16 protein-coding genes are annotated in these 15,899 nt (G+C 73.1%); 5 read left to right on the top strand and 11 right to left on the bottom strand.

The window, feature by feature from the left end; genetic code table 11:
* Nucleotides 1-305: 305 nt before the first annotated feature.
* Together ACIGZJ_RS34300 and ACIGZJ_RS34295 are read right to left on the bottom strand one after the other, a co-directional pair.
* Nucleotides 306-1,271, bottom strand: a complete 966-nt coding sequence (locus ACIGZJ_RS34300) for a carbohydrate-binding protein (protein WP_396460941.1) — start codon at nucleotides 1,269-1,271, stop codon at nucleotides 306-308.
* Nucleotides 1,272-1,442: 171 nt separating this feature from the next.
* Nucleotides 1,443-3,245 carry a diguanylate cyclase domain-containing protein gene (locus tag ACIGZJ_RS34295; protein ID WP_396460940.1) on the bottom strand — a complete coding sequence of 601 codons (1,803 nt, stop codon included), beginning with the start codon at nucleotides 3,243-3,245 and terminating at the stop codon, nucleotides 1,443-1,445.
* Between the two features lie 368 nt (nucleotides 3,246-3,613).
* On the opposite strand from ACIGZJ_RS34295, the gene ACIGZJ_RS34290 reads away from it, so the two are divergent.
* On the top strand, nucleotides 3,614-4,141 hold the full coding sequence (locus tag ACIGZJ_RS34290; RefSeq protein ID WP_392941307.1) for a flavin reductase family protein: 528 nt from the start codon (nucleotides 3,614-3,616) through the stop codon (nucleotides 4,139-4,141).
* A 1-nt stretch (nucleotide 4,142) separates the two neighbouring features.
* Here the strand turns inward: ACIGZJ_RS34290 and arfB are convergent, their stop codons facing one another.
* Nucleotides 4,143-4,574, bottom strand: a complete 432-nt coding sequence (arfB, locus tag ACIGZJ_RS34285; RefSeq protein WP_392941309.1) for an alternative ribosome rescue aminoacyl-tRNA hydrolase ArfB — start codon at nucleotides 4,572-4,574, stop codon at nucleotides 4,143-4,145.
* A gap of 68 nt (nucleotides 4,575-4,642) precedes the next feature.
* On the opposite strand from arfB, the gene ACIGZJ_RS34280 reads away from it, so the two are divergent.
* Together ACIGZJ_RS34280 and ACIGZJ_RS34275 are read left to right on the top strand one after the other, a co-directional pair.
* Nucleotides 4,643-5,140 carry a hypothetical protein gene (locus ACIGZJ_RS34280; RefSeq protein WP_392941311.1) on the top strand — a complete coding sequence of 166 codons (498 nt, stop codon included), beginning with the start codon at nucleotides 4,643-4,645 and terminating at the stop codon, nucleotides 5,138-5,140.
* A 125-nt stretch (nucleotides 5,141-5,265) separates the two neighbouring features.
* Complete coding sequence (locus ACIGZJ_RS34275; RefSeq protein ID WP_387942388.1) at nucleotides 5,266-5,841, top strand: TerD family protein; 576 nt, start codon at nucleotides 5,266-5,268, stop codon at nucleotides 5,839-5,841.
* Between the two features lie 162 nt (nucleotides 5,842-6,003).
* On the opposite strand, the gene ACIGZJ_RS34270 is transcribed toward ACIGZJ_RS34275, so the two are convergent.
* From ACIGZJ_RS34270 to ACIGZJ_RS34240, 7 genes are all read right to left on the bottom strand, one after another.
* Entirely contained in the window at nucleotides 6,004-7,182 is a 1,179-nt protein-coding gene (locus tag ACIGZJ_RS34270) for a hypothetical protein (RefSeq protein ID WP_396460939.1), read from the bottom strand.
* Between the two features lie 122 nt (nucleotides 7,183-7,304).
* Entirely contained in the window at nucleotides 7,305-7,793 is a 489-nt protein-coding gene (locus ACIGZJ_RS34265) for a DUF3180 domain-containing protein (protein ID WP_392941314.1), read from the bottom strand.
* A gap of 198 nt (nucleotides 7,794-7,991) precedes the next feature.
* A complete protein-coding gene (gene folK, locus ACIGZJ_RS34260) occupies nucleotides 7,992-8,591 on the bottom strand; it encodes a 2-amino-4-hydroxy-6-hydroxymethyldihydropteridine diphosphokinase (RefSeq protein WP_396460938.1) in 600 nt (199 codons plus the stop codon).
* A 55-nt stretch (nucleotides 8,592-8,646) separates the two neighbouring features.
* Nucleotides 8,647-9,006, bottom strand: a complete 360-nt coding sequence (gene folB, locus ACIGZJ_RS34255) for a dihydroneopterin aldolase (protein ID WP_392941393.1) — start codon at nucleotides 9,004-9,006, stop codon at nucleotides 8,647-8,649.
* 243 nt (nucleotides 9,007-9,249) lie between these two features.
* A complete protein-coding gene (locus ACIGZJ_RS34250) occupies nucleotides 9,250-9,732 on the bottom strand; it encodes a nuclear transport factor 2 family protein (protein WP_396460937.1) in 483 nt (160 codons plus the stop codon).
* Between the two features lie 31 nt (nucleotides 9,733-9,763).
* Nucleotides 9,764-10,669: a dihydropteroate synthase gene (folP, locus tag ACIGZJ_RS34245; protein ID WP_396460936.1), complete on the bottom strand. Its 906-nt coding sequence runs from the start codon at nucleotides 10,667-10,669 to the stop codon at nucleotides 9,764-9,766.
* A gap of 109 nt (nucleotides 10,670-10,778) precedes the next feature.
* Entirely contained in the window at nucleotides 10,779-12,617 is a 1,839-nt protein-coding gene (locus ACIGZJ_RS34240) for a phosphatidylglycerol lysyltransferase domain-containing protein (RefSeq protein ID WP_396460935.1), read from the bottom strand.
* Nucleotides 12,618-12,992: 375 nt separating this feature from the next.
* On the opposite strand from ACIGZJ_RS34240, the gene ACIGZJ_RS34235 reads away from it, so the two are divergent.
* On the top strand, nucleotides 12,993-14,150 hold the full coding sequence (locus ACIGZJ_RS34235; RefSeq protein ID WP_396460934.1) for an alpha/beta hydrolase: 1,158 nt from the start codon (nucleotides 12,993-12,995) through the stop codon (nucleotides 14,148-14,150).
* 194 nt (nucleotides 14,151-14,344) lie between these two features.
* Entirely contained in the window at nucleotides 14,345-15,133 is a 789-nt protein-coding gene (locus ACIGZJ_RS34230; protein WP_396460933.1) for a ferritin-like domain-containing protein, read from the top strand.
* Nucleotides 15,134-15,179: 46 nt separating this feature from the next.
* Here the strand turns inward: ACIGZJ_RS34230 and folE are convergent, their stop codons facing one another.
* Nucleotides 15,180-15,785, bottom strand: a complete 606-nt coding sequence (gene folE, locus ACIGZJ_RS34225; RefSeq protein WP_380647818.1) for a GTP cyclohydrolase I FolE — start codon at nucleotides 15,783-15,785, stop codon at nucleotides 15,180-15,182.
* Nucleotides 15,786-15,899 lie beyond the last annotated feature (114 nt).

Below are 15,899 nucleotides of genomic sequence, written 5' to 3'. Positions count from 1 at the left end.
CGCTGGAGACCGGCAAGAACGCCGACCTGGTCGTCCTCGACTCCGACACCCACGACCTGGTCGCCGTGATGCGCCGCGGCCGCTGGATCACCGGCCGCGACTGCTTCACCGCGGTGAAGCCCGCCTGAGCCGCCCACCCGCCCAGGCCGTGTCGGACACGGCCCAGGCCACCACCCGCCCGAGCCGCTGACGGCCGGGCCCTGGACCGCCCGGCCGCCGGCCCCGACCATCCGGTCGTCCGGGCAACGCACACGGCCGCCCGCCCCCGACAGGGGAACGGGCGGCCGCGGTGTGTGCGGAGCCGGTCAGGAGGCCTCCAGGACCACCTGGTCGATCAGGACCGTCCCGCCCGAGGGGCCCGAGATGGTGATCGTGTTCGGACCGGCCTGGAGCTGCGGAAGTATGAAGGTCGTGTACCAGGACGCGGCGGCGTCCTTGCCCGGCGAGTAGTTCTTGAAGGTCAGACCGCTCGGCCAGTCCTTGCCGTTCACCGTCGCCGCGGCCTTCACGTCGGTCGCCGGGTTGTTGAAGTGCACCGTGAGCTTGTAGGTGCCGGCCGCCGCCACCTCGCCCGCCCAGGTGACCGAGCCACCCGGCTGGAGCGTCAGGTAGCCGCCGTCGGCCGACTTGGCGCCCTTCACGGTGTTCCCGGACGGCGCGTTCTGGCCCTGCAGCTGCGTGGCGTCGTAGGTGCCCGGCCCGGCCGCGGCGGTGCTCGCCGAGGAGGAGGCGGAGGCCGAGGCCGACGGGCTGCCCGCCCCGGTGCTCGGGACGACCGGCGCGCTGCTGGAGGTGCCGCCCTTGGCCTTCTTGTCGTCCGGATCCCCGGTGGACAGCGCTATGCCCGCGCCGATCGCGATGGCCGCGACCACCGCCACCGCGCCGATCACCGCGCCCTTGCCCCGGCCGCCGCTCGGCCGCTCCTCGCCCGGCTGCGGGCGGGAGTGCTCGGCGTAGCGGGTCTGCTGGGTGGGCATCGCACCGCCGTGCTCGGGCTGCTGCCCGTACGGCTGGCCGCCCTGTCCGCCCTGCGGGTAGGACGGCTGCTGCTGCGGCGGGTACGGCTGCTGCGGGCGCGCCTGCTGCCCGTACTGGGCGCGGCCGACCTCCATCGGGCGGTTGTACGACGTACGCGGAACACCCTGCTGGGGCTCGGCCGGCTGCGCGGAGGCGCCTTCGGCCGGACGGTAGAGGTAGCCGAAGGGATCATCGTCCTGCGGGGCACCGCCCTCCGGGCTCTCGGGCACTCCGTTGTTGCCGGCGGTCGTCACGGTGGTCAACTCCCCCGTCGCGTTCGCGCCGCCCGGCTGCCGTGCCGCCGGCGCAAGTGGTGGTCGCTCGTACCCGGGAACCCTACCTGCCGGGCGCGACCCTCGGAAAAGACCCCTTGACAACCCGCGAGTAGCTTTGCGCGCCGGGCGCGTACGGAACGGGTGGGGCGCTCAGCCCGCCCGGCGGTGCGAGCGCTCGCCCCGGGCCCCGCGCATGGCGCCGCCGCGGGCCCGCTTCTCGTCGTACATCCGCTCGTCCGCGGTGTGCAGGACCTCCTCGGTGCTCATCCCGCAGCCCGCCCAGCCGACGCCGAGGCTGACCCCGACCCGCATCGCCCGGCCGTCGATCCGCATCGGCGGGATGATCGCGTTGCGCAGCCGGTGGGCGAGGTCCTTGGCCTCCTCCCGGCCGATGCCGTCGGCCAGCACCACGAACTCGTCGCCGCCGAGCCGGGCCACCGTGTCGCCGTCCCGGACGGCCTGGCTGAGCCGGCGGGCGACCTCGACCAGCACCGCGTCGCCCGCGTTGTGCCCGAACCGGTCGTTGATCGACTTGAAGCCGTCGAGGTCGCAGAAGAGCACCGCGAGCCCCTTCTCCGCCGTGGCCGCGCCGCCCGAGCGGAACGGGCCCGCCCAGGCGTCGCCGCCCGAGCCGTGGTCGGCGGGCACCACCGCGTGCACGTGCTCGCCGTAGCCGCCCGGCAGGTCCGTCCCGGCCAGGCCGGCCCCGGGGTGCCCCTCGGGGGCGCCGTAGCCGTGCACCTGTCCCAGGCCCGGGCCGGTCCCCTCCAGTCCGTCGTACGCCGTGTGCGCGCTGTAGGAGTCGGCGGGGTAGCCCGCGTACTGCGGCGGGTACGGGCTCTCGGCGTGCGCGGCGACGGCGGTCTGCGGCTCGCCGCACAGCCGCCGCCCCAGCCGGGCCCTGAGCTCGGCGCTGTTGGGCAGGCCGGTGAGCGCGTCGTGGCTGGCCCGGTGGGCGAGCTGCAGCTCGTGGCGCTTGCGGTCCTCGATGTCCTCTACGTGGGTGAGCAGGAAGCTCGGGCCCTCGGCGGCGTCGGCGACGATCGAGTTGCGCAGGCACACCCACTGGTAGCCGCCGTCCCGCCGGGACAGGCGCAGTTCCGCCCGGCCGCTCTCGGCGCTGGTGCGCTCCAGCAGCGCGCGGTCCTCGGGGTGGACGAGGTCGGCGAAGCTCTGCTGGCGCAGCACCGCGCGAGGGCGGCCGAGCAGGCGACAGAGCGCGTCGTTGACTCTGGTCAGCTGGCCGCGCCCGGCGCCGTGCAGCTCGGTGATGGCCATCCCGCTGGGCGCGTACTCGAAGGCCTGGCGGAAGCTCTCCTCGCTGGCCCGCAGCGCCTGCTGCTCCTTCTCCAGCCGCGCCAGCGCCCGCTGCATCTCGGCGCGCAGCCGGGCGTTGCCGATCGCGATGGAGGCCTGGAGGGAGAACATCTCCAGGGCCTCGCGGGTCCAGGCGCCGGGCCGCTTGCCGCTGCGCGGGCGGTCCACCGAGAGCACGCCGAGCAGGTCGCCGCCGGCGCTGTACATCGGGGCGAGCAGGCCGTCGGCGGGGTGCCAGTCGTTGGCGTAGACGGGCAGTGATCCGTCGCCGATCCAGCGCGGGATGTCGCTCGCGACGGCCCAGCCCCGGTCGTAGGGCAGGAAGCGCAGGGTGCCCCAGTGGTCGCTGACGCCGAGCAGCCGGTCCCAGGACTCGCGGGAGCCGACCTGGCCGAGCAGGACGGAGGGGCCGCCCATGGCGCTCTCCTCCAGCTCCCAGACGGCCGCCACCACGAGGTCGCCGTCCGGCCGGACCAGGCTGACCGCGGCGGCGTCGAATCCGAGCCCGTGCACCGCGCCCTCGACCACGGCCTGCAGCGTGCCCGCCAGGCTGCGGGCAGCGTTGAGGTCCGCCACGACCCGGTGCAAGGTGCGGAGGGTCGCGAGGCGGACGTACGGCTCCGACTCGGCTTCCATGCGGGGGCTCCCCGGCTGCTTCGGATAGTTCTTGAATGGTTATCGTCCGATTGCCAGAAGAACTGAATCACAGGGAGCACAGCGTTCGGCACGCTCGGTCAGCAATAGGCAGTCACTTGTGACTTAAATCACACGACACTTATGCACCCTTAATCAGCTCATCCGCCCCATAGCAGGACATATGGCTTCATCGGAACATTTTTCGTGGTCGGCCGCATTGGCCGCACACTGAAGCCGACTGACGCCCGCCAGGCCCTCACCTTCACTCCCAGGGGTGAGCGTCGCCGCCGGCCGTAACCTTCTGCAGCCCTGGTCCTACGACCACGGCCCGATGCCGTTCCCCCCGGCCGCCGACTACCGTGCGGTACGTGTACTCGTCCCCGCAGCCCGAGGCTGCCTCCCAAGCGACGCCCGACGAGTTCCGGGCTGCGCTCTCCCAGCTCGCCTCCGGAGTGAGCCTGGTGACCGTCCACGACCCGGAGGACGGCGAGGACGTCGGCATGACCGCCACGTCCTTCCTCTCCGTCTCGCTGGAGCCGCCGCTGGTGCTGATCTCCGTCCGCGAGGACTCCCGGATGGACGAGGTGCTCTCCCGGGCCGAGACCTGGGCGGTCTCGCTGCTCGCCGAGGGGCAGAAGGCGCTCGGCTCGCGGTTCGCCATGAAGGGCCGGCTCAGCGACCGGCTGCTCTTCGCCGACACCCCGCACCACCGCGGCCCGGCCAGCGGCGCACCGCTGATCGACGGCGCGCTGGCCACCGTGGAGTGCCGCACCGAACAGCGGATACCCGCCGGCGACCACACCCTGCTGCTCGGCCGCGTCCTGGAGGCCGTGGTGCCGAACCCGGGCGGCCGCCCGCTGCTCTACTTCCACGGCGGCTACCGGCAGCTCGGCTGAGCTACTCGCCGCCCTTGGCGCGCCGGCCCTGCTTCAGCTCGGAGCGGTGGCGCTTGTTGGACAGCCGCCGCTCGATCATGCCCCGGCTCGGCTTGGTCGCCCGCCGGGCCTTCGGCGGCGGCGCGGTGGCCTCGCCCAGCAGCGATGCCAGCCGGGCCGCGGCGACCTCGCGGTTGCGCCACTGCGAGCGGTGCTCGGAGGCGCGCACCACCAGGACCCGCCCGTCCACCAGTCGGCCGGCCAGCCGCTCCAGGGCGCGCTGCTTCCACACCTCGGGCAGCGCCGCGGAGGCGGCCAGGTCGTAGCGCAGCTCGACCTGGGTGTCGGAGGTGTTGACGTGCTGGCCACCGGGGCCGGAGGAACGGGAGAAGCGCCAGACGAGCTCGGCGTCAGGGACGACCACCGATCCCCGGACGCGGATGGGCTCAGGCATGGGTTCATCATCCCGCGCCCGGGGCCCGCCGGTCACCCGGTTATCCGGTACCGCCCGCAGCCCTGACAATGGCCTACGTGATCGAGCTCGGCTACTCCCTCTCCAACCGCTTCCCCGACCCCCCGCAGACCGACTACCGCAGCGCCTCGGTGCACGCCCTGCGGTACGACCTGTTCTGCGGCGACGTCTACCTCGAGGCCGACGGCGCGGAACTGTCCACAGCCTGGGGATGGGTGCCGGTGCTCGACTTCGCCTGGGCGCTGTGCGACATCGCCGAGGAGCTGGACCGCGATCCGGACGGCGGCCGCGCCGCCCGGGTGCAGAGCGCCGACCTCGACTTCACCCAGAACACCGAGCTGCTGCGCTTCGCCCGCCGCTTCAACTGGGTCGAGGTCAGCGCCACCTGGCTACCGGACGAGCCGCCCGCCGTACTGCGCCACGGCGACCTGCGGCGCGAGGCCCGGGACTTCCTCCAGGACACGCTCGCCGATCTCTTCGACATGCACCCCGACCTGGCCGACAATCCGAACATCTGGTCACTTCAGGGCCGCTTCCGCCGAATCTGACCGGGTATTGATCCAGCCATTGCCCCGCCCTGATTCGCCCCGAAGAATTTGCGACAGGGCGCGGAACCAAGCCCGTGGTCTCTCGCGTTATCCCGGGCAAAAGCAACGAAGGGACAGCAAACACCATGCCAGTGAGCCTCTCCAAGGGTGGCAACGTCTCGCTGACCAAGGAGGCCCCCGGCCTGACCGCGGTCACCATCGGCCTCGGCTGGGACGTCCGGACCACGACCGGCGCCGAGTTCGACCTCGACGCCAGCGCGATCGTGCTGAACGCGGACGGGAAGGTGCTGTCCAACAGCCACTTCGTGTTCTTCAACAACACCAGCACCCCGGACAGCACCGTCGTCCACACCGGTGACAACCGCACCGGCGAGGGCGCGGGCGACGACGAGGCGATCAACGTCAACCTGGCCGGCCTGCCGGCCGAGGCCGTCAAGATCACCTTCCCGGTCTCGATCTACGACGCGGTCGCCCGCTCGCAGAACTTCGGCCAGGTCCGCAACGCCTACATCCGCGTGATCAACGCGGCCGGCGGTGCCGAGATCGCCCGCTACGACCTCTCCGAGGACGCCGCCACCGAGACCGCCATGATCTTCGGCGAGCTCTACCGCAACGGCGCCGAGTGGAAGTTCCGCGCCGTCGGCCAGGGCTACGCCTCCGGCCTGGCGGGCATCGCCCAGGACTTCGGCGTCCAGATCTGACGCCCGACCGCGAAGCGCCCGGCCCCCCTCCGTCAGGGGCCGGGCGCTTCGGCGTTCCCGACCGGTGACGGGGCCGCCCGCACCTGCACCCGTAACGACGACGCGGCGCAGGCGACCGGCCGGGCCGGTCTCCTGCGCCGCGTCGGAGCGGTGCTACGGGGTTCAGCGCGAGGCGCGCAGCTCCGGGAGCTGGAGCAGCTCGGTCTCGTCGTGCGGGGTCAGGTCGACCACCGCCGGCGCGGCCTGCTCCTCCTCGGGCTGCTCGACCACGGCCTGCTGCACCCCGGCCCGGTCGACCGCGGGCTGCTCGGCCACGGGCTGCTCGACGGGCGCCGCCAGCGGCTGCGCCTTGGCCGCGGCGACCGCCTCGTCGCCCACCACGTCCGCCAGGTCCGTGCGCTCGCCCAGCTCGGCGACGCTCCCGACGGCCGGGGCCGGAGCCGCCGCCCGGACGGCCGCACCCGAGGTACGGCCGAAGAAACTGAAGCCCTGCCCCCGGGCCTGCCCGGACTGCGGACGCGGCCGCTGCCGCTCCGCCGCCACCACGGGCGCGGCGGGCGTCCCGCCCAGCTGCCCAACCGTCGCCGTCAGCACCGGCCGCACCGGCGTCGCCCCGACCGCGGGCCGCTCGGCCACCCCGGCGGCGGACGCCGGCGTCGGCACCGTGGGCGCCACCGGAGCCGGCACCGCGGCGGCGGGCACCGGAGCGGTCGCCGGGACGGCCACGGGAGCCGCCGCGGGCACCGTACGCGCCGCCCGCAGGGCGACCTGCGCACCGGCCGCGCGCTCGCGCTGCGCCTCCTGCTGCGCCGCGCGCCGCTCCAGGTGCCGCAGCACGGCCGCGGCACGGACGAAGGCCGCCGGGCTCGCGGGGTACTTGGGCCGACTCGCGGCCAGGGCCTTCTGGGTCGCCTCGGCCTCCTTGAGGGCCTGCTCGGCGACCGCCACGGCGCGCTCGCGCAGCAGCCGGGCGATCTCGGTCTCGGCCTTCGCCAACCGCGACTTCTCCGCGGTCAGCCGCCGGCCGAACCGGGTGGCCCGCTCCTCGGCGACCTCGGCGGCGTACTCGGCCTCGGCGAGCTGCTCCTCGAAGCGCTCCTCGGCCCGCAGCCGCTGGGCGACGGACAGCTCGGCGGCGGCCCGGGCGGCGCGGTCGCGCTGCCGCAGCAGCACCCCGATCCCGAGCGTGGCGAGCACCGCCGCGACGCCCACCGAGCGGACCAGCACGGCGTCCTGACTGAAAAGCAGCGCGGCCACCGCGGCGACGATGAGCACGCCGGCGGCGGTGGGGGGAAAGACCCGGCCGAGGACGGAGGAATGACGATGGCGTCCGCGAGACATGCCAAGAAACTAGCGTGCGAATTGGGGCCGTGTCAGCCCAGGGTGCCCTTTAACCCTTGACACTCCACGAGCTTTACCGCACGTGCCCGGGTCTTCACCCAAGATCACAGAAAAGTGCCTGCTCAACGGTGCGAGGCCGCGGGGCCCGTCGGGTCGTCGTGATCCTCCGGCAGCTTGCAGACGTGCTGCAGCCAGAGCGCCGCCGCGATCACCGCCGCGCCGGCCAGCACCGCGAAGCCCGCCGTGATGGCCTGGTCCTGGCGCGCGGGGACGTCCAGCTCGCCGAGCAGGTAGATGCCGGCGCCCGCGTAGACGCCGGTGACCACCGCCGAGACCAGCGCGCTCGCCTGGCCCAGCACCACCGCCCGGGCCGCGCCGATCGGGTCGACCCCCTTCGCCCCGGGCTGCCGCTCGCGCGCCGCCTTCAGCCGCGACCGCAGCGAGAGCGCGGTGGCCAGCAGGATCACCGCCACCGCGGCCAGCACCACCGGCGCCGCGGCCGGGACCGCGGGCAGGGTGTCCAGGGAGGCCCACAGCTTGGAGCCGGCCCAGGACAGCGCCGTCGTAGCGGCGGTGATGCCGACCAGCAGACGGAGGCGAAGCAGCTTCACTCGGACAGGGTCCTTCCCGGGTACCGGAGACGGGCGCCGCCCCCGGACCGGGGTGCGGCGACGTCAGGCCACCGTACCGGGCCGGGCCGGACGGGCACCCGCGCGTACGGCGGACACCTACTCGTACGGCCGGGCCGCCGCCCGAGTTCCCCGGCCCGTCCGGCCGGCCCGGTGAGCGGGCCGGCCGACACCGGTCGGCTACTCCGGCAGCGTCAGCCGGATGTCCTCGCGACGGCGGACGCCCTGGGCGACCTCCCCGCCGAGCGCCTGCAGCAGCTCGGCGACCTGGCCGCGGCCGGGCACCTCGGCCTCCGGCTGGGCGTCCAGCCAGGGGGCGAGGACGAAGGCCCGCTCGTGCGAGCGCGGGTGCGGCAGCAACAGCTGCGGGTCGTCACTGGTGACGCCCTCGTAGGCCAGGATGTCGACGTCCAGGGTGCGCGGACCCCAGCGGACGGTGCGGACCCGGCCGAAGGCGTCCTCGATCGCGTTGCCCCGCTCCAGCAGGTCGCGCGGCGGCAGGCTGGTGCGCAGCACGACCACCGCGTTGTAGTAGTTGGGCTGCTCGTCGGGGCCGCCGACGGCCTCCGTCTCGTACACGGCGGAGACGGCCTTGATCCTCAGCCCGGGAGTGTCGGCGAGCGCGTCCACCGCGCCCTGCAGCGTCTCCAGGCGGTTGCCCAGGTTGCTGCCGAGCGCGATCACAGCGCAGCGCTGGCTGTGCAGTGTGGTGTCGACCGAGTCCACCCGGCGCTCCAGGTCGAACGTGGTCGGCGAGGCCGTCGGGTCGCTGGTGCTCATCGGACTTCCCCTGCAACTGGAGTGGGCTCTGCGGCTGGCACGGTGCGCACGGAGGTCATCCGCGGCCCCGGTGGATGGTCACGGTCACGTCGTCGAACGGCACGGTGATCGGGGCGTCCGGCTTGTGCACGGTGACCTCGACCTCCTGCACCGCGTCGTGCTTGAGGCACTGGTCGGCGATGCGCTGGGCGAGGGTCTCGATCAGGTCGACCGGCTCACCGGCGATGATCGCGGTGACCTCCTCGGCCACCACGCCGTAGTGCGCCGTGCGGGTGAGGTCGTCGCCGGACGCGGCGGGGCGGGTGTCCAGGTACAGCACGAGGTCCACCACGAAGGTCTGGCCCTCGACGCGCTCGCGCTCGAAGACGCCGTGGTGGCCCCGGGCACGCAGGCCCCGCAGGGTGACGCGGTCCAGCAAACGAATCACTGCTCCCAGTCGGACGGACCCTGCACGGCAACGGTCACAGGCAGGGCGAAGGCGGGCGTCGCGCCCGCCACTCCGTTCCGAATCTACCCGCGAGCACGGACAACGCCTGACCGTCCTACCCGGCACGAACCGTCGCCACGCCCGCCGGAATGGCGATTGACGTGAACGTTCGGTGACCGCTCGGGAATTCCCGGGCCAAATCGGGGCACGGTCGGCCGACCGGCCCGGGGCTCAGTCCTCGTCCTCGTCGTCACCGCTGGTCAGGACGGGTGAACCGTGGTGCGACCAGAGCCTCCACCCGGCCGGCGTACGACGGAAGAGGTTGGTCGAAACGACCTTTCCCCCGACCAGCGGGCCGAGTTCCCCCTCCTCCTCCGCCTCACCGCCGGAGAGGATGTTCTCGGTGCACGTGACAAGGGCCACATCACCGTGCACCTCGGCCTCGACATCGGTCAGGAAGAACTGGATGTACTCCGTGTTCATCATGATCAGCATGTACGAGCGGGTCACCTGGGCCCGGCCGCGCAGCATCGGCCAGCCGGGGTGCACACACACCACGCCGCCCTTGTCGTCGGCGTCCGCGGCCCCCAGCCAGGCCTCCTCGACCGCCTCCAGATCGCCGTTCTCCAGCGCCTCGTAGAACGCCTGGTTGGCCGCCAGGACGGCCTCCCGGTCCGCCTCCCGCGCCCGCTGACCCGCGGTCTCTCCGCTCACCCTGCCGTCACCTGCCACAGAACCTCCCCTCTCAGCCGCACTCCGTGCCCGCCGACGGGCCGGAGGCGTCCAGCCCGGCCGCGCGCTGCCAGGCGGCGACCACCCGGACCGCGTCCGCCGTTCCGGACACGTCGTGCACCCGTACCGCCCAGGCACCGGCCCGGGCCGACAGCACCGACACCGCGGCGGTCGCGTCGTCGCGCTCCCTGGCCGGGCGCAGTTCCCCGGTTTCCGGGTCGGCGAGCAGCGTACCCAGGAACCGCTTGCGCGATGCGGCCACGAGGACGGGACGGCCGAGCGCGGTGAGCGCGTCGAGCCGGCCGAGCAGGGCCCAGTTGTGCTCGGCGGTCTTGGCGAAGCCCAGGCCGGGGTCGAGGATCAGCTGCTCCTCCTTCACGCCGGCCGCCTGCAGCGCCTCCACCCGGGCGGTCAGCTCGCCGAGCACGTCGGCGACCACGTCCCGGTAGACCGCCAGGCGGTCCATGTCGGCGGACTGCCCGCGCCAGTGCATCACCACGAAGGGCACCCCGGTCTCGGCCACCACCCGGGCCATCGCCGGGTCGGCGAGGCCGCCGGAGACGTCGTTGACGATCCGGGCGCCGGCCGCCACGGCCTGCTCGGCGACCGAGGCGCGCATGGTGTCGATGGAGACCACCACCCCGGCCTCCGCCAGCTCGCGCACCACCGGGACCACCCGGCGCAGCTCCTCCTCCTCGGGCACCCGCTCCGAACCGGGCCGGGTGGACTCGCCCCCGACGTCGACCAGGTCCGCGCCCCTGGCCCGGAGCGCCAGTCCGTGGGCGATCGCGCGCGCGGGGTCGTGCCACAGCCCGCCGTCCGAGAAGGAGTCGGGGGTCACGTTGACCACGCCCATCACGGCGCAGCGGTCGAGCCGCGGCAGCCCGGACGGCAGGGTGAACGACAGCGGAGTGCTCATACGCCCATTATCTGACGACTCACCCGCGCACCGCCGGGGCGGCCCGGCCCGGGACGGCCGCGGGGCCCCGCCGAGGATGCTCGACAGGGCCCCGCGGGGCGGCGGCGGGTCAGGCCGCCTCGGTGACCTCCGGACGCGCCGGGGCGGGCATCAGGCCCTCCCGCTGGCGCTTGCGGCCGAAGCGCGGCATGCCGAGGGTGATGAAGGCCTCGGCCTGCATCGCGGCGAAACCGATCCTGGGCAGGTCCCGGTTGTTCGGGAAGACCAGGAAGCGCGGCTCCCACTCCGGCTGGAACTTCGCGTTGAACTTGTACAGCGACTCGATCTGGAACCAGCGCGAGGAGAACACCAGCAGCCCGCGCCAGGCGCGCAGCACCGGGCCCGCGCCGATCCGCTCACCGCGCGCCAGCGCCGAGCGGAACATCGCGAAGTTGAGCGACACCCGGCGGACCCCGAGCGCGGGGACCGCCTGCAGGGCCGCGACGATCAGCAGCTCGTTCAGACCCGGGTCGGCGGCCCGGTCGCGGCGCATCAGCTCCAGCGAGATGCCGTCCGGACCCCACGGCACGAAGTGCAGCACGGCCTTCAGGTCGTCGCCGCTCTCGCCCTCCTCCGGGGCCTTGTGGGCGGTGACCACCACGCACTCGTCGTCGCCCGGGTCGCCGAAGCGGCCCAGCGCCATCGAGAAGCCCCGCTCGGTGTCGGTGCCGCGCCAGCGGGCGGCCGCCTCGGCGATCCGGTACTTCTCGTCCGGGGTGAGCTCGGAGACCCGGCGCACCTGGCAGGAGTAGCCGTTGCGCTCGATCCGCTTCACCATCTGGCGGACGTTGCGCATGGCCCGCCCGGCGAGCGAGAAGGTGGTGGCGTCGACGATCGCCTCGTCGCCCAGCTCCAGCGCGTCCAGGCCCGCCTCGCGGGTCCAGACCTCGCCGCCGACCTCGCTGCAGCCCATCACGGCCGGTACCCAGGCGTGCTCGCGGGCCTCGGCCATGAACACCTTGATCGCGCCCGGCCAGGCCTCCACGTCGCCGACCGGGTCACCGGAGGCGAGCATCACACCGGAGACCACGCGGTAGGAGATCGCGGCCTTGCCGGTCGGCGAGAACAGCACGCTCTTGTCGCGGCGCAGTGCGAAGTAGCCGAGCGAGTCCCGCTCGCCGTGCCGGGCGAGCAGCGCGCGGACCTTCTCCTCGTCCTCGGCGGTCAGCTCCGGCTTGGGCTTCTCCGGGCGCAGCGCCAGGTAGGCGGTGGTGAAGGCGGTGATCAGGCCCATCGCACCGAGCAGGTAGCCGACCAGGTCGGCCATCCGGTCCGAGGTGTAGTGGACCGGCCCCTCGAAGCCGAACAGCCCGTACCCGACGTGCTCCAGCCGCTTCAGCAGGCCCGGGTGGCCGATCTCGTACCCGGTCCTGGTGCTGACCACCAGCAGGCCGAGCAGCACGCTGACCGAACCGGTCACCACCAGGTTGACGGCCGCCCGCCAGCGGGTGCGCGGGTCGGCCTTGGCGTAGAACTCGCGGCGGTGCACCAGCATCACCACGAACAGCACCAGCGAGACCACCGCCGGGCCGACCTGGTGCCAGCGCAGGATGTGCAGCGCGGCGCCGACCGGCAGCAGCACGCAGACCGCCCGCCAGGCGCGCACCTTGCGGCGGCGCAGCGCGTGGGCGAGCAGCACCAGCAGCAGGCCGACCATCAGCGTGCCGGCCGCGGCCAGCGTCGTCGTCCCGCCGGGCAGCTGCCCGGCGAAGGTGTGCATTTTGGTGTGCCGGAGCTTGGGGAACACCGCGCTCGCGATGTCCACCAGCCCGATCAGCAGGCAGGCGTAACCGACCGCACCGGGGAGCCAGGCCCTCGGGACGGCGGCCGCTTGGGTACGAAGCGCCTGCAGGCCGCGACGGCGGGGCGGCTGCTCGGGGCTCGGCTCAACGGACACGGGAACGCTCATGGGGGTTCAGCGTAGAGGCTTCGGAGCGCTGTCCGGTCACTCCTGAGGAGGAGTTGTGATGGACCTTCATGCCTTTTCCTTCATCAGGCAATGCGCACACCAAGGAACCGGAAACGGAAGGCAACCGGTGCCGATCGCGCGCTGCGATTGAGCCGAGGGGTGGGAGCCGGAGCCCCGGGTGGCGTGGCGCGGCGGGGCGTCGCGCACGCGGTACGTACGGTGGACGCCGCATTCTAGGGCGCCGGTTGCGTACCACTGCCACCGGCCTCCTGGCCCGCCCCGGCGTCCGGACAGCCTAGTCGCGCTGGCCCGGGCTGACGCACCGCCAGACGATGAAGCCTGCACCGACAGCGTCCCACCGGAAGGCCGACGGCAATGGAACTGACCAGCGATGCACTGGTGAACTCACTGCTCGCACTCGGTGCGGCGGCCCTCGTCACCACGCTCTGGATCTGGCCGCGGCTGGGCCGCCAGCGCCCGCTGCCGGTCCTCGGACGGGTCGCCCTGCTGACTGTCATTCAGGTGACGGCCCTGGCCGTGCTGGCGCTGTCCGTCAACAACTCCTTCGGCTTCTACACCTCCTGGGACGACCTGCTCAACCCCGGCGGCACCAAGCTCGCCCTGACCAGCAACGAGAACCAGAAGGGCGCGACCCCCGCCGACGAGCTGCTCCAGCCGACCAACGAGGGCGGCCTGGAGACCATCACCGACCTGCCCAAAGGGGCACCCGAGGAGGTCGGCCGGGTCGAGGCGGTGAAGATCACCGGCACCGAGAGCGGACTGTCCGACCAGCTGTTCGTCTACCTGCCGCCCGAATACTTCAACCCGAAGTACGCAAAAGTTCGCTTTCCCGTCCTGCTCACCCTCTCCGGCTTCCCCGGCACCACCCTGCACCTGCTGAAGGAGCTGCCCGTCCCGCAGACCGCCTGGGAGCTCCAGCGCACCGGCCGGATGGCGCCCACCATCATCGTGATGGCCCGCCCGACCGTCGCCCCGCCGCGCAACACCGAGTGCGTGGACGTGCCCGGCGGCCCGCGCACCGAGACCTGGTTCGCCAAGGACGTCCCCGAGGCGCTGCGCTCCGCCTACCGGGTCAGCCGCTCCGCCGCCTCCTGGGGCGTGCTCGGCTACTCCACCGGCGGCAGCTGCGCCCTGCGGCTGGCCATGCGCTACCCCGACGTCTACCGCAGCGCGACCGGGATGCACGCCGATTTCAAGGTCGCCGAGGACGCCGGCACCGGCGGCAACCTGTTCGGCGGCGACCAGACGCTGACCAACCACAGCGACCTCTCCTGGCGGCTGCACAACCTGCCCGCGCCGGAGCTCTCGCTGCTGGTGGTCTCCACCCGCAAGGAGACCGACTACCCCGAGACGCTGAAGTTCGTCGACCTCGCCCAGCAGGTCGCGGCCGGCAATCCGCAGTTCACCGTCGAGTCGATGTACCTGGACGACGGCGGCCACAACTTCGACAGCTGGGGCCGCGAGCTGCCCGCCGCCCTGGAGTGGATGAGCGCCCGCCTCGCCTGGACGTAGGGCGGCCCTGCAATGCCCCGCCGGGCCCGAAGCGACTCTGCCAACACGCCCAGGCGCCCGTCCGGCCGCCGTCCGGGGTCCGCAGCCGGGTGACTACCGGCCGGTCGGGCGCGGCGCACCCCGCCGCGGGGGAACGTATCGCGACCGCGCCCGCCGAACGGCCGGCGCCGCCCCGGATCAGGGCAGGAGGCCCCATGCTCAGCACCCGATCACTCTTCAACGAGATCTACCAGAACGACGAGGCGTACCAGCTGTTCTGCAGCATCGCCGCGGGCGGCGAGGACCAGGGCGGCTGGGAGAACGAGCGGATCACCGCGCTCACCCGCGATCCGGTGCTCGCCCCCAAGATCGCCCGGCACGGCGCCGACGAGCGCAAGCACGGCCGGATCTTCACCCAGCTGCTGAACAAGCGCGGCCTGCCCAAGGTCGACGTCCCCGCCGAGGCCGACTACTGCATGCTGCTGGAGCGCCGGGGCGTCGGCCTCTCGCACGAGCGGCTGAACGGCGAGGCGCCGCTGGCCGAGCGCGAGATCATCACCTACCTCGTGCACAGCCGGGTCACCGAGCAGCGCGCGGCCGAGCAGATGCGCCAGCTGGTCAAGGTCTACGGGAACAATCCGGACCTCGGCCGGGCGATGCGGATGATCTCGGCCGACGAGGACAACCACCTCGCGTACTGCCACGAGGAGCTGCTGCGGCTCTCCGCCGAGGGCCACGGCCCGTTCATCCGGCACACCCTGGAGCACAGCGCGCGCGGCGAGATCCGCACCCACCGGGACGTCGGCCTCGCGGTCACCGCCCGGATGGCGCGCATCCTGGGGTGGCCGCGCTGGCAGCTGGCGGTGGTCACCGCCGGGGTGCACGCGCTGTACCTCTACGACCTCGCGTACGGCTGGCGGCGGATGGTGCGGCTGCGGATGCCCGCGCGCCGCAACGCCCTGGGCACCCCGGCCCCGCCGCACGCCGCGTTCGACGCGGTCTGACCGGCGCCGCCGGCCGCCCGGCCGCCCTGCCAGGGCTTGGGTCCGGTCAGCGCCCGATGATGAGGCTCATCGCCTCGGCCCGGGTGGCCGGGTCGCGCAGCTGGCCCCGGACACAGGAGGTGATGGTCTTGGCGCCGGGCTTGCGGATGCCGCGCATCGACATGCACATGTGCTCGCACTCGACCACGACGATGGCGCCGCGCGGTTCGAGGATCCGCATCAGCGCGTCGGCGACCTGGCTGGTGAGCCGCTCCTGCACCTGCGGGCGGCGGGCGTAGACGTCGACCAGCCGGGCCAGCTTGGACAGGCCGGTGATCTTGCCGCTGGTGGACGGGATGTACCCGACGTGGGCGACGCCCCGGAACGGCACCAGGTGGTGCTCGCAGACGGAGGTCAGCTCGATGTCCTTGACCAGCACCATCTCGTCGTGGCCGAGGTCGAAGGTGGTGGTGAGGACGTCCTCCGGCTCCTGCCAGAGCCCGGCGAATATCTCCTTGTAGGCGCGGGCGACCCGGGCCGGGGTCTCCAGCAGGCCCTCGCGGTCCGGGTCCTCCCCCACGGCGAGCAGCAGCTCGCGGATGGCGTTCTCGGCCCGCTTCTGGTCGAAGGTCCCGACGGTGGACGGACCGTCGAGCGTCACCGGGTCGATCATGCGAGCCTCGCTAACTAGTGAAACGAACTTGGGCTGAACAGCACGGATGCCGCGCCTCCAGGGTACAAACCCTGGTGACGCGGCATCCATTCCGTACGGTGCCCTGCGGGGCGG

The organism is Kitasatospora sp. NPDC052868 (genome assembly GCF_044547105.1).
GTDB lineage: Bacteria > Actinomycetota > Actinomycetes > Streptomycetales > Streptomycetaceae > Kitasatospora.
This window is presented reverse-complemented; position numbering and strand designations above follow the sequence as displayed.

Coding starts and splice junctions, on each gene's coding strand:
- ACIGZJ_RS34295 (WP_396460940.1), bottom strand. CDS start 3,245: ATGGAAGCCGAGTCGGAGCCGTACGTCCGCCTCGCGACCCTCCGCACC.
- arfB (WP_392941309.1), bottom strand. CDS start 4,574: ATGCCTGAGCCCATCCGCGTCCGGGGATCGGTGGTCGTCCCTGACGCC.
- ACIGZJ_RS34280 (WP_392941311.1), top strand. CDS start 4,643: ATGGCCTACGTGATCGAGCTCGGCTACTCCCTCTCCAACCGCTTCCCC.
- ACIGZJ_RS34275 (WP_387942388.1), top strand. CDS start 5,266: ATGCCAGTGAGCCTCTCCAAGGGTGGCAACGTCTCGCTGACCAAGGAG.
- ACIGZJ_RS34270 (WP_396460939.1), bottom strand. CDS start 7,182: ATGTCTCGCGGACGCCATCGTCATTCCTCCGTCCTCGGCCGGGTCTTT.
- folK (WP_396460938.1), bottom strand. CDS start 8,591: ATGAGCACCAGCGACCCGACGGCCTCGCCGACCACGTTCGACCTGGAG.
- folP (WP_396460936.1), bottom strand. CDS start 10,669: ATGAGCACTCCGCTGTCGTTCACCCTGCCGTCCGGGCTGCCGCGGCTC.
- ACIGZJ_RS34240 (WP_396460935.1), bottom strand. CDS start 12,617: ATGAGCGTTCCCGTGTCCGTTGAGCCGAGCCCCGAGCAGCCGCCCCGC.
- ACIGZJ_RS34235 (WP_396460934.1), top strand. CDS start 12,993: ATGGAACTGACCAGCGATGCACTGGTGAACTCACTGCTCGCACTCGGT.
- ACIGZJ_RS34230 (WP_396460933.1), top strand. CDS start 14,345: ATGCTCAGCACCCGATCACTCTTCAACGAGATCTACCAGAACGACGAG.
- folE (WP_380647818.1), bottom strand. CDS start 15,785: ATGATCGACCCGGTGACGCTCGACGGTCCGTCCACCGTCGGGACCTTC.